This is a genomic window from Candidatus Viridilinea mediisalina, from assembly GCF_002532535.1.
GTDB lineage: Bacteria > Chloroflexota > Chloroflexia > Chloroflexales > Chloroflexaceae > Viridilinea > Viridilinea mediisalina.
In genome coordinates, this window is the sequence record NZ_NQWI01000001.1 from 1 (window position 1) to 13,155 (window position 13,155).

Below are 13,155 nucleotides of genomic sequence, written 5' to 3' on the forward strand. Positions count from 1 at the left end.
GGTAGGAGGTAGGAGGTAGGAGGTAGGAGGTAGGAGGTAGGAGGTAGGAGGTAGGAGGTAGGAGGTAGGAGGTAGGAGGTAGGAAGTAGGAGGTAGGAGGTAGGAGGTAGGAGGTAGGAGGTAGGAGGTAGGAAGTAGGAGGTAGGAAATAGCGCAAAGGAACGCAACAAAACCGCAGTGCCTTCGCCCCTCTCCCACAACGTGGGAGAGGGTTAGGGGGTGAGGGCCATCCTTTGGCCGTCCCAAGCCCTGTACATGGCTTCTGGACATGGCTTCAGGAAGCATGTTCTATCTATTCATGAACCTTTTTACCGTTGGAGTGCCGACGTTAGGGAAGCAGAAATTGTTACGTGTCCCAGCAGCCTGTCATGCTGAGTAGTACATGGTTCACATGCATCGTAGTGCCGACTTTAGTCGGCTTCCCATCGCTTCCACAGACCTCAGCCGACTAAAGTCGGCACTACCTACCGTCTCTCAGGATGACAAAACAACGGGGCAATCAACAACATCCGCTTCCCTTAGTCGGCTGAGGTCGCCGACACCCCCCGGATGCCGACTAAAGTCGGCACTACCTATGGCGCAAACTGTAAAGTGCCCTGAAACCATCCCTCACAAAAAAGCACCCTACGCCGGATCATACTCCAGATCGCTCTCCTCCGGCGCTGGCTTGCTTGCGGCGGGCAAGCGGTTGTAGAGGCTGGTGAAGAAGTGGAGCCCATGGGCCAGGCCATCGTTGAGCGCTTCAGGCTGGAAGCGCCAACTCCAGTTGCCGCCGGAGTGACCAGGGATGTTCATGCGGGCCTCGCCGCCCAGGCGCAAAACATCTTGGAGCGGGATGATGGACATATCGGCAACCGACATCATCGCGGTACGAATGAAATCCCATGCAATATCATTCCCATCGCGGCCCAAGTAGCCGCGTACATGTTCGCGTTCCTCTTCACTGAGTTCATGGAACCAGCCGATGGTCGTATTGTTATCGTGGGTGCCGCTATAGGCCACGCAGTTGCGGCTATGATTGTGGGGCAGGTAAAAATTATCGGCATCGCCCCCAAAGGCAAATTGCAGCACAATCATACCAGGCAGATCAAACTGATCGCGTAGGGCCAGCACATCGGGCGTAATCAGGCCCAAGTCTTCCGCAATGATCGGCAGGGCACCAAACTCAGCCTGGAGGCGCTCGAAGAGCGCCGCACCGGGACCTTTGATCCAACGCCCATTGATCGCAGTCTCTTCACCGGCTGGCACCTCCCAATAGGCCGCAAAGCCCCGGAAGTGGTCGAGGCGCAGGATGTCCACTTGGGTAAAGGCGGCGCGCAGGCGTGCCACCCACCAGGCGTAGCCATCTTTGGCCATACGATCCCAGCGGTAGAGCGGATTCCCCCAGAGTTGCCCGGTTTTACTAAAATAGTCGGGCGGTACGCCCGCAACAACCGTAGGCTTACTCTCTTTGTTGAGGAAGAAGAGATCGGGATTAGCCCAAACATCAGCACTATCGTAAGCCACAAAGATGGGGGCATCGCCAATAATGCGGATGTGGCGCTCGTTGGCATAGGCTTTGAGCGGCAGCCACTGCTGAAAGAAGAGAAACTGAAGGAACTGTTGAAGCTCAAACGCCTCAGCATGTTCGTGGCGCGCCTTGGCCAACGCTGCTGGCCGCCGCGCACGCAGCCCCGGCTCCCAAGTAGACCAAGACTGACCGTTATGGGCCTCTTTGAGCGCAATAAAGAGCGCATAGTCATCGAGCCAGCCAGCTTGCGCTTGGCGAAACTCCGCGAAGGCAGCGCTCACGTCCGGCGCAACGCCCTCACGCATCCGCTCATAGCTACGGCGCAGCAACGGCAGCTTAAAGCCCATCACCTCACCATAGCGCACACTCGCGTGATCGAGCTGATAATTGGCCGCAGCCTCAAGCACCTCATCGTAACTCAGCAACCCACGCTGCACAATCTGATCAAGGCTCACCAACAGCGGATTACCAGCAAACGCCGAAAAGCACTGATAGGGCGAATCGCCATAACCCGTGGGGCCAAGGGGCAAAACCTGCCACAGACTCTGGCCTGCGGCGGCGAGAAAATCAACAAACTGATAGGCGGCAGGCCCAAGGTCACCAATGCCCCATGGGCCGGGCAATGATGTCGGGTGGAGCAGAATGCCACTACTGCGCGCAAAGTGCATGCAAAACCTCCCCTAAGACGGCTAACACCACGCATTGTAGCATATTGCACCACTTTGGCTCAAAGGGATGGTTTCAGGACACTTTACCGTTTACGCCATTAGGTAGTGCCGACTTTAGTCGGCTGAGGTCGCCGACAACCCCCGGATGCCGACTAAAGTCGGCACTACGACGGTAAAGCTGAATGGCTGTTTCTGAAACCTTCCCAAAGGAATGCAAAGGAACACAAAAAAGCTATTTTCTATTTTCTCGTTTCTGTATCCTCTCCCACCGCACCACAGACCCTACATGGCTTCCCAATGCCCTATTCGCGGCCTCTATAACCCTATCGTCCAAACTGGACTATACCTAGTCAAGCTTGACTATACTTTTCGTATAGTCGCCGGAATGGGCATAGTCCAAGCTAGACTATACCTTTTCTATACCTCAAGTATAGTGACATCCGTCGCTCGTTACCCTAGGCTAGATGGCATACTGCAGGGTGCAGTATGCGCTTGGCTGCGCTAGGGAACTTGCTTAAGGAGAAAGTGATGTCTGGGTACCAACGCCCGCGACGAGAGCTGTGGTTGACGCTGTTCTTGGTGGCGCTCTTGGTGAGCGGCAGTTTTGGGCTGGCACTGCGCCCGGCCTATGCTTCAACAACAGAAGTTATTGGTGGTGAAGAGGTCGCAGGAACGCTCCGGGTTACGGTGTTTGATGATGGGAGAATGAATGTTGAGCGCTACAGTGGCACAGCATGGGTACGCCAGGTGTTTGGTAACAGGGCGAAAGACTCTGCGTTGCATATCGCTGGCAGCCGCTACACGATGGGTGGCTACTACGCAGGCACGCGTGTCACTGGTCTGGTGAATGTGCGCACAGACAATGTCATTACGTCTACTATGCGTGCGGGCAGTGATGTGGAGATTGTCCAGATCACGAGCTATACTGCCGGTAGAGCCTTCTACAATCTTGAATGGCAGATCACCAATCTTAGCGAAAACCCGCTAACCGATCTGCGTTTCTTTCATGGCATGGACACCTACCTCGACGGCGGTGATAACGGTGCTGGCTGGTGGGATGGGGCAAGTAACAGCATTGGTGTGAGTAAAGTCACCAGTGGCATCGAACAGCGCATGGCGCTCCGTGGGCTAACACCGCCACACGCCTATGAGAGTCGACGCTATAGCACCGTGAACGGCTCGGTTAATGCTGGTGCCCTGCAAAATGAGATTGACCCCAGGGAAACCACAGACAATGGCTACGCAATGGAGTGGCGCCTGGCCAGCCTTGCGCCAGGAGCGACGTGGGTGGTGCGGGCGCAGGAGATCTTCTTGGCTGGTGAACTGCTTGAGGCGCCGGTCATCACCGCGCCGACTGAAGGCGTGACAACCAGCGGTCGCCCGCAGATCAGTGGTACAGCCGAGCCCGAAACTACGGTGATCGTCAGAGATGCCAATGCCGAGACCATCTGTGAGGCAATCACCGATGCTGACGGCAATTGGAGTTGTACGCCAGAGACGAATCTGCCGGCAGGCGAGCAGGCGATTTCGGCGATTGCTGATCGTGAAGGCGGGGTGCCGAGCCAGCCGAGCGATACGCGAAACTTTACGGTACAACTCGGGCCAGTCCCCGATCTGCCCACCCTAGAGAGCCCGGCAGCAGATAGTACCGTTGGCCTGCGCCCGACCTTCAGTGGTACCGCTGAGGCGGGTAGTGAGGTGGCCGTCACCGACGCAGATGGCAACGAAATCTGTAGCACAACGGCGGATGAGGAGGGCAATTGGAGTTGTACGCCAGATGAAGATCTGGCTGAGGGGCCGAATAGCGTTCTGGTGACGGCGACCAATGAGAATGGCCCCAGCGAGGCGTTGCCGCGCGACTTCACGGCGCAAGCCGCGCCCGACGCGCCCACCATCGAAAGCCCGGCCTCCGGCAGCAGCGTTGGCCCGCGTCCGCCCTTCAGCGGCACTGCCGAACCCGGTAGCACCGTAGCCGTCACGGACGAAGAGGGCAACGAAGTTTGTACTGCCACCACGGACGCTGAGGGGGCCTGGAGTTGTACACCAGCGAGCGATCTGCCCGCAGGCAGCACAACCTTCAACGCCACCGCGAGCAACCAATGGGGCGAAAGCCCAGCGGCCAGCGTCGAAGTCACAGTCGAGCATACCCCCGACGCGCCCACCATCACCAGCCCGGCCTCCGGCAGCACCGTCGGCCCGCGCGCACCCTTCAGTGGTAGTGCTAAGCCCGGCAGCACCGTGGCCGTCACCGACGCGGAGGGCGAAGAAGTCTGTAGTGCCACCACGGACGCCGAGGGAGCCTGGAGTTGTACGCCAGCGAGCGATCTGCCCGAGGGCACCGCAAGCTTCAGCGCCACTGCGAGCAACGCGGGCGGCGAAAGCCCAGCAGCCAGCGTCGAAATCACGGTCGAGCATGCCCCCGACGCGCCCACCATCACCAGCCCGGCCTCCGGCAGCACGGTCGAGCCGCGCCCAACCTTCAGTGGCACTGCTAAACCCGGCAGCACGGTAGTTGTCACGGACGCCGAAGGCGAAGAGGTCTGTACTGCCACCACGGACGCTGAGGGGACATGGAGTTGTACATCAGAGCGTGATCTGCCCGCACGTACCACGACCTTTAGCGCCACCGCGAGCAACGCGGGCGGCGAAAGCCCAGCGGCCAGCGTCGAGGTCACCGTCGAGCATGCCGACGAGCCCACCGTCACCAGCCCAGCCCCCGGCAGCAGAGTCGACTCGCGCCCACTCTTCAGTGGCACTGCCGAACCGGGCAACACGGTGGTCGTCGTCAACGAAGCGGGCGACGAGATCTGTCGTGCCACCACGGACGATGAGGGCAACTGGAGTTGCAGGCCAGATCGCGATCTACCCATGGGTACCGCAAGATACCTTATCACCATAACCGACGCGAGAGGCGAAAGCACAACCAAAACGGTCGAAGTGACCGTTGAGATGATGCACTTCCGCATAATCCTGCCCATCGTGATTAGGTAGGGTTGCTCTTTATTGTTGCGTTGTGGCGGCTGCACCGCCACAACGCAACAATAAACGGGGTGTGGGGCGCATGCCCCACACCCCGTTTATTGTTGCGTTACCCCAATTACCAACAGGCCGCATGCCTCATGACATTCAAGCGCATTGAGACGCCATGTCCGACAATCTGCAATCTGCAATCTACAATCGTAAATGGTATTACCCCTTCACCGAGCCGGCGAGCAGGCCGCGCACAAAGAAGCGCTGCAACGAGAAGAAGACCAGCAATGGGATGAGCATAGAGATAAAGGCTCCAGCGGTGAGGACGTGCCAGTCTTGGCCGCGTGAGCCGACCATGTCGGCGAGGCGCATAGTGAGGACTTGGACGTTGGGTTGGGCACCGATGAAGATCAGGGCCACGAGGTAATCGTTCCAGACCCAGAGGAATTGGAAGATGGCAAACGAGGCCAGGGCGGGCAACGAGAGCGGCAGGATGAGGCGGGTGAAGATGGTAAAGTGGGAGGCGCCATCAATAAAGGCCGACTCGAGGATGTCGCGGGGCAATTGGCTGATGTAGTTGTAGAGCAGGTAGGTGGCCAAGGGCAAGCCAAAGCCGGTATGGGCCAGCCAGACCGCCATGTAGGTGCCGTTGACATCGAGGCGCACGAAGTCGCGCAGGAGCGGGATGAGCGCCACTTGTAGGGGGACTACCAGCAGGGCCACAACGATGGTAAAGAGCAGAAAACGCCCCGGAAAGCGCATCCAGGCGAACCCATAGGCGGCAAAGGCGGCAATCAGGATCGGAATGACCGTTGCGGGAATCACGACGGCAATGTTGTTGATCAGCACACCCCAGAGGTCTTCACCCGATTCTACCACCCGATTCCCGGCGGCATCGGTATAGACATATTCACGCCCACCTGTGACAATGCGGTAATTTTCGAGGGTAAAATTGGTATTCATGCCCCATGTCGGCTCTTGGAGTGCAATCAGGCGGGCACGGCGGTTCTCCCATGTAATTTGGCGGCCATCGGGCAGGATCACGCCATCGGCGATTTGACTGGCAGTATAGGTGCCACTGCCCAACTCGGCAGGCAGCGTAATCGGCTCACGCAGGTTGGTATCGGGTGGCAATTCAATCGTAGCCACCGTCTCGAGGCCACGGTGGGGCAACACCGTCCACCACCCGGAGCTACGAATATCATCGCGGTCACGGAAGGAGGAGACCAGAAGCCCCACGGTGGGGAGCGTCCAGATGACACAGAGGATGGCGAGGATGGTATTGACAATAATCTTGTTGATCAACTGCTGGCGCTTTTGGCTCGTCGCACGGCGCGCAGGTGCAGCAGGTTTTGCAGTTACCGCAGCCATATTAGAATACCTCCTGCTTCTTCAGTTGCCGCAAGTTGTAGATCATCACCGGAATCACGGCGAGCAGCAGCACAATCGCAATCGCCGAACCATAGCCAAAGTTGCGATTGGTGAAATATTGGCGGTAGAATTCAACCGCGATCACCCCGGTACCATATTGACCGCCGGTCATCACAATGACAATATCAAAAATCTTGAGCGTAAAGATCAGGATTGTGGTCGTCACGGTCACAATCGTCCCTTGAATCGCAGGCAGCATAATATGCCAAAAGATCTGCAACTCGCTGGCACCATCCACGCGGGCGGCTTCGATAATATCTTCAGGAATACCCTTGATTGCTGCCGAAAAGATCACGAGGGCAAAGCCGGTTTGCATCCAGATCAAAATAATCACTAAGAAGAAATTGTTTTGCGGTTGTAATAAGGTTGTCCACGCTTGTGGTGGAAAGCCTAGTTGAGTACCCATGGCATTAAGCAGACCAATCTGGGTCTGGCCAGGGGGGGCATAGTGGTAAACAAAGCGCCAAATCACGCCCGCACCCACAAAAGAGATGGCCATAGGCATAAAGATGAGCGATTTGGCCAGAGTCTCGAAGCTACTACGGTCGGCCAGCACGGCAATAATCAGGCCAAAGATCACGCAGCCCAGTGTGCCAATCAGCATCCAGAAGAAGATATTATTTCTGAAGGCTGTGAGCATGGTACGTTCAGTAAAGACCGCAACATAGTTGCTGAGGCCAACAAATTCCGCTGAGTTGAAATTGAAGAAACTCAGATAGAGCGTGCGCAGGGCGGGAAAGAGCAGCGCCCATCCTAGGAAAAGGATCGCCGGGCCAACAAAGACATAGGGCAGCAACAAGCGCCGCAGTTCTCCCGGCAACTGCTCGACAATCATATTGAGCGTATAAAAGCCCCAAGCAGCGCCGCCAACGCCCCAGATAATCGCCAGAGCCGCTGTAAGGAGTTTGGGCAAACTATCGTTGCGCTGCACATCGCGCAAAAACGTGAAACCGCCCCAAATAAAAGCGATCAGCAGTACCAAAAGCAGTAACGCGAGGGCCAAACGCCCCGGATTGAAATCTTCGCTTGAGGGCGGACTCACATGACGCGGAGTCGCATTTGTGGTCTGCATAAGACACGCTCCATTGCGTTCTTTTGTTCCGTGTTGGTGGCGTTGCCACCAACACGGAACAGGTTAAAGCGGAGTTGGGGCATAGCCCCCACAGATTTAGCGATCCGGCCAGCCTCGATCAATCTCTTGCATGGCCGTCTCCAGATCGAGCGTCCCAGCAACAAACTCGGTCATGCCGCGCCAGAAGGAACCAGCGCCAACCTCACCGGGCATCAGGTCAGAGGCATCGAAGCGCAGACTGGTGGCATTGAGGATAATCTCGCCCACCCCGCGCTCAATGTCGTCACCGTACCAGGCGAGATCCGAGTCGTTGTGGGGCGAAATCGCACCACCAGCAGCCAGCCACTCCTGCACCGAAGCGCCACTGGTGAAGTAGGACATCACCGCCCGCACTTCAGGCCGGTCGTTGAACATGGCCATCAGGTCGCCCGCGACCAGCACAGGATCGCCAAACTCTGGGTCAATGCCGGGCAGATAGAAGAAGTCGTAGTCCACGCCGGGCATAACATTGCTGGGGAAGAAGCTGGTGATGAAGTTGCCCTGCTTGTGCAGCCAGCAGCCGGGCGGATTGTTGAACATCGGCGCAGGCGCATCACCAAAGCTAGTGGTGACAATTGCGGCCCGTCCACCATAGACAAATTCGTCGTTGAACCAGATCTCAGCCATCTTCTCGGCAGCGGCACGCACCTCAGGCGAATCGAAGGGCAACTCACCCGCGACCCAGCGGTCGTAGTTTTCGAGCGAAGTGGTGCGCAACATGATCTCTTCGATCCAGTCGGTGGCAGGCCAGCCAGTGGCCGCGCCCGACTCGATGCCGATGCACCAAGCGGGATCGCCATCAAGCGCGATCTCTTCGGTCAGTTCCAGCATCTCATCCCATGTGGTGGGAATTTCGTAGCCAGCGGCCTCAAATTCGGCCTTAGGGTACCAGACCAAGCTCTTGCCATTGACGCGATGCCAGACGCCTGCGTTGATCGGGCCGTCGGGCCCTTCCATAATCGCCATGTCGAGCCAGCTCTGATTGTAGTTTTCGGTCAGCCAGGCCGAGTTGATGAACTGATCAACATCAATGACCTTGCCGTCGCGCACAAAGTTAGCAAGCAGACCAGGCTGCGGGAAGTCTACAATGTCGGGCGGATTGCCGCCATCAACGCGGATCGAGATGCTTGCCTCAAACTCTTTCGAGCCCTCGTACTGGATGTCAATCCCAGTCAGTTCCTCAAAGGTGGCAATTGCCTGATTAAACTTCACCGCATCAGCATCGGTGAAGGGGCCACTCATGGTGACCACGGTACCCTCGAACTCACCAGCAAATGCAGCAGCCAGTTCATCGCTGATCTTCGCAGCATCATTGGCCAGCGCACGGGTAGCCGAACCAGCGTCGCCTGCTGGGGTTACCGGCTCAGGCTCGTCAACCGGCTCAGGCTCGTCAACAGGTTCGGGCTCGTCAATCGGTTCGGGCTCATCAACGGGTTCGGGCTCATCAACGGGTTCGGGCTCATCAACCGGCTCCGGCTCAGTCACATCGGCAGGGGCCACCGTCGGCTCCGGCTCAACCGGGGGCGTCGTGGGGGTCGCTGCGGTACCACCGCCACAGGCGGCCAGCATCACAGCCAGCATCACGAACAGGGTCAGAATGGAGAGTTTGCGTACCATGTCGTTCCTTCCTTGACATTGGATTGAATGAGGCAGACGTTGCCTCTTGCGGGTTTGCTTGATTAGAGCGGCCTAGAATCAACACCACCTCCTTTCATAGGAAATAGCATACAGGAAATAGGATATAGGTTTGCGGCATCAGGATGTGCTGAATGCCTCCAAGCTGTTCATCTGTTCATCCGTTCCCCTGTTCCTCTGTTCATTCGTTCCTCTGTTCACCTGTTCTTCATACTCGTGCGTCGGACGACCAACTCGACGGGCAAGCGCTCGGCGGGTGGTGGTGCTGCCCCGCTCAAGAGCAGAAAGAGCAACTCAACTGCACGGGCACCGCTCTCAAAGAGGGGCTGGCGCACGGTGGTGAGGCCCAGATATTCAGCAATGTCAATGTCATCGAAGCCCACCACCGCGAGGGCTTCAGGGACAGGAAGGTGGAGGTCGCGTGCCGCTTCTAGCACCCCCATTGCCTGCGTATCACTCGCCGCAAAGATGGCGGTGGGAGGTTCAGGCAAGTGTAGCAACTCACGCGCCAACACGCGGGCTTCGTAGCGTCCATGCAGGCCGTGGCGCTCATAGGCGGGGTTCAAAGGCAGCTTGGCCGCTGCAAGCGCCTGCTGATAGCCAAGCATGCGGTCGCGGCTACTGGTAAAATTGAAGGTCAGGGGGTCCGTTTCAGGATCACCGATAAAGGCAATGCGGCGATGGCCCAACGCGATCAGATGGCTCGTCGCCAAGTGCCCGCCCGCCACATCATCAATGCTAACCCCTGGCAAGCCCTCGGCGCAAGTGTCAATCAGCACAACTGGCAGATGCGCTTCGCGCAGCGCCACGGCCTCATCAGGGCGCGGGGCCAACGAGACCAGCAAAAGCCCATCGGCACGATCATTACGCACCGCTTCGCGCAAACACTCGTCGCGCCGCTCGACCGCCTCAACATTAAAGACCACCAAATGGTAGCCGGAGGCCGTCAAGGTTGCTTCAATCCCCCGGAGCCGCTCAACGACCGAAGGGCGCGTAAAGAAGGGCGCAATTGTGGCGACGGTGAGCGTTTTGCCCAAGGCGAAGTTACGGGCAATTTGGCTGGGATTATAGCGCAATTCAGCCATCACCGCGAGGACGCGCTGGCGCGTGGCCGCACTCACCAAGGGGCTATTGTTCAGCACCCGCGAGACGGTGCCTAGCCCCACCCCAGCGACCCTTGCAACATCACGAATCGTAGCAGCCATAAGACCTATCCAAACCCTGATCAACACTGATGGGCTTGGCACCCCCTTGGAACTAGTTCCATCCTAGCACAAAAGCGACGCATGTCAAGGGGAGATGGTATGATGGGCAGGGCTACGCCCATAATTCCATTTTGTTGCGTGTTGGCGGCGAAGCCGCCAACACGCAACAAAAATTGTTAGCGCGAAGAAGCCTTGGGTTCGCCGCCACCGCGACGCTGGCTCGGTGGTTGAGCCTGCCGAAACCAGCCTGTCGAAGCCAAGCGGCGCGGCCCAGGACTTTTTCGTGCTAACCAAAAATTATAGATGGTTTGGGAGAGGCGCAGCCGCACCCAAACCCCCGCCGGGCGGCTGCGCCGCCACCCAGTAACAAAAAAAGTACGGAGGAACCAACATGCATGAGCGAATCGGCTTCATCGGGCTTGGAATTATGGGGCAAGGCATGGCCGCCAATCTGCTCAAGGCGGGCTATGGGCTGACTGTCTGGAATCGTAGCACGGCACGGGCGGATGCGCTGGTGGCGGCGGGGGCAGTGCGGGCCAATAGCCCGGCTGATCTGGCAGCCACATGTAGCATCATCTGCTCGTGTGTCAGTGATACCCCCGATGTGCGCGACGTGCTCTTGGGTGAACAGGGGGTCATTCAGGGGGCTACGGCAGGCAGCCTGGTGATCGATTTTAGCACAATTAGCCCCCAAGGGGCTCGTGAGATTGGCTTGGCCTTTGCGGCTCGTGGCATGCACTTCCTCGATGCGCCCATCAGTGGGGGCAGCGAAGGAGCCAAAAACGGCACCCTCAGCATTATGGTGGGCGGTGAGGCTGAACAGGTGGCGCGGGCGATGCCCTACCTGCAAGCTATGGGCAAAACGATCACCCACGTAGGGGCCAGCGGGGCGGGCCAGACGGTCAAACTGGTCAACCAGATTCTGGTGGTGGGCACCATGCAAGCCATGAGCGAAGCGTTGGTCTTTGCCGAGGCCAGCGGGGTTGACCTGCACACCATGCTTGCAGCGGTAAGCGGCGGGGCTGCTGGCAGTTGGACCTTGAGCAACCGTGGGCCGCAGTGCATCGAGCATGACTGGCGTCCCGGCTTTACCATTGATCTGCAGCAGAAGGATCTGCGCCTCGTGCTTGAAGCAGCGGATCAGGTGGGCGCACCCATGCTGATCACCAGCCAGATAGCCCAACTCTACCGCGCATTGCAACAGAGCGGCCTGGGTCACGAGGGCAACCACGCCCTGATCAAGGCGGTAGCACGTTTGAGTGGGCGCGAGTGGTGAAGCGGTGAATCCATGTTGACGCCGTGACACTCGTATAGGTATACTGATGCTGTGAATAGGTCGCTCCACAAGCAACTGCAACGTTTAGCCAGTGATCGCTGGGCGCGGCGCGGGCTGCGTTTGCTGCTGCGTGCCGCGATGCTCGCCCTGCTGTTGCTTGGTGGGACTGCGGCGCTCCAGTTGTTCAGTGAATATACCCCCAACTGGGCTTGGGTCAATGCGGCTGCACTGACCTGCATCGGCGTGGGGGCCGCGTTGGTGCTACGCCGTCCCTTGGCCCCATCTGAGGTTGCGCGTGATCTCGACCGGCGCTTTCGGCTCAATGAGCAGTTGAGTACCGCTCTGGAGATCGCTCAGCCAACCAATGGGGTTACCCACTGCCTACACGAGCAGTCGCGCCGGACGATGCACCGTTTGCAGCCGCAGATCGCGTTGCAGCAGGTTGTGCCTCGGCGCGAGGTGGTGGCCACGGCGTTGCTGCTGTTTACGATGGGGGGCTTGCTGCTGCTCAACTACTTCAATGAGCGTGAGGTTTTGGCCCAAGCCGGGCCTGATCCGCCGCCCGTAGCTACCGAACCGGCGCTCGTTGTGCCGCCCCCACCCCTCGAAGCCCCGCCGCCGCCACAGCCCTTCATGGCTACCGAATCCGACATGATCGGTGAGGCGCTGGTGCCACTCACAGACCCCAACGATCTTGCTGCCGCTGCGGCCTTGGCCGAGGCGCTACGCAACCAGAGTGTGACTCGCCCGGCTGCTGAGGCGCTCGACCGGGGCAATGCTGCTGAGGCGGCCCAGCAGTTGCGCGACCTGGCCGATCAAGCAGCCAGCCTCGCCTCTGAGACGCGGGGCGAACTGGCCCAAGGCTTGCGCCAAGCGGCCAACCAGATTGAGCCATTGAATCCTGCATTGGCCAACCAGGTGCGTGGTGCCGCCGATGCTCTGGCGACTACCGGCGTTGATCCGGCCCAAGGGTTTGAGGGCTTGGCCGCTGCGCTTGAGCAGTTGGCCCAAGGCCAGCGCCCTAGCCAACAGGCGGATGGCAGCGGTAACCCGGCTGGTGGTGGTGGTGGTGCGAGTGGGCAACACCTCGCGGGCCAGCAGCGCGAGAGCGTCAACCAGCGTCTGGGGGTGGATGGGGTACCCCTAGAGCTTGAGAGCGACGGGCCAGGTGGTGGGGCCACGGGTGGCGCTGCTTCAGATTTGCCGCTTAGTGCCAGTGAGGGTGGTACTGGGGCCACATTTGCACGGGGCAGCCCTGATAGTAACCGAGTAGAAGTGGGTGGCGATCCGCTACGGATTCCGCTCGATCTGCGTGATGTGGTTCAAGACTATTTTTCGCCGTAAGCAGC

The 13,155-nt window shown here is 58.7% G+C and carries 8 protein-coding genes; 3 read left to right on the plus strand and 5 right to left on the minus strand.

Going from position 1 to position 13,155, the window contains the following annotated elements; genetic code table 11:
• Positions 1-624: 624 nt before the first annotated feature.
• Positions 625-2,178, minus strand: a complete 1,554-nt coding sequence (malQ, locus tag CJ255_RS00005; protein ID WP_097642031.1) for a 4-alpha-glucanotransferase — start codon at positions 2,176-2,178, stop codon at positions 625-627.
• Positions 2,179-2,706: 528 nt separating this feature from the next.
• Here malQ and CJ255_RS00010 point away from each other — a divergent pair.
• Entirely contained in the window at positions 2,707-5,169 is a 2,463-nt protein-coding gene (locus CJ255_RS00010; RefSeq protein ID WP_097642032.1) for an Ig-like domain-containing protein, read from the plus strand.
• A 198-nt stretch (positions 5,170-5,367) separates the two neighbouring features.
• Here the strand turns inward: CJ255_RS00010 and CJ255_RS24275 are convergent, their stop codons facing one another.
• The 4 genes from CJ255_RS24275 to CJ255_RS00030 form a co-directional block, all read right to left on the minus strand.
• On the minus strand, positions 5,368-6,519 hold the full coding sequence (locus CJ255_RS24275) for a carbohydrate ABC transporter permease (RefSeq protein ID WP_097642033.1): 1,152 nt from the start codon (positions 6,517-6,519) through the stop codon (positions 5,368-5,370).
• A 1-nt stretch (position 6,520) separates the two neighbouring features.
• A complete protein-coding gene (locus CJ255_RS00020) occupies positions 6,521-7,651 on the minus strand; it encodes a carbohydrate ABC transporter permease (protein ID WP_097642034.1) in 1,131 nt (376 codons plus the stop codon).
• Between the two features lie 96 nt (positions 7,652-7,747).
• Positions 7,748-9,307, minus strand: a complete 1,560-nt coding sequence (locus tag CJ255_RS00025) for an ABC transporter substrate-binding protein (RefSeq protein WP_217352370.1) — start codon at positions 9,305-9,307, stop codon at positions 7,748-7,750.
• 215 nt (positions 9,308-9,522) lie between these two features.
• Positions 9,523-10,530: a LacI family DNA-binding transcriptional regulator gene (locus tag CJ255_RS00030; RefSeq protein ID WP_097642035.1), complete on the minus strand. Its 1,008-nt coding sequence runs from the start codon at positions 10,528-10,530 to the stop codon at positions 9,523-9,525.
• A 391-nt stretch (positions 10,531-10,921) separates the two neighbouring features.
• On the opposite strand from CJ255_RS00030, the gene CJ255_RS00035 reads away from it, so the two are divergent.
• Positions 10,922-11,806: an NAD(P)-dependent oxidoreductase gene (locus tag CJ255_RS00035; protein ID WP_097642036.1), complete on the plus strand. Its 885-nt coding sequence runs from the start codon at positions 10,922-10,924 to the stop codon at positions 11,804-11,806.
• 51 nt (positions 11,807-11,857) lie between these two features.
• Positions 11,858-13,150 carry a hypothetical protein gene (locus CJ255_RS00040; protein WP_097642037.1) on the plus strand — a complete coding sequence of 431 codons (1,293 nt, stop codon included), beginning with the start codon at positions 11,858-11,860 and terminating at the stop codon, positions 13,148-13,150.
• Positions 13,151-13,155: the final 5 nt, after the last annotated feature.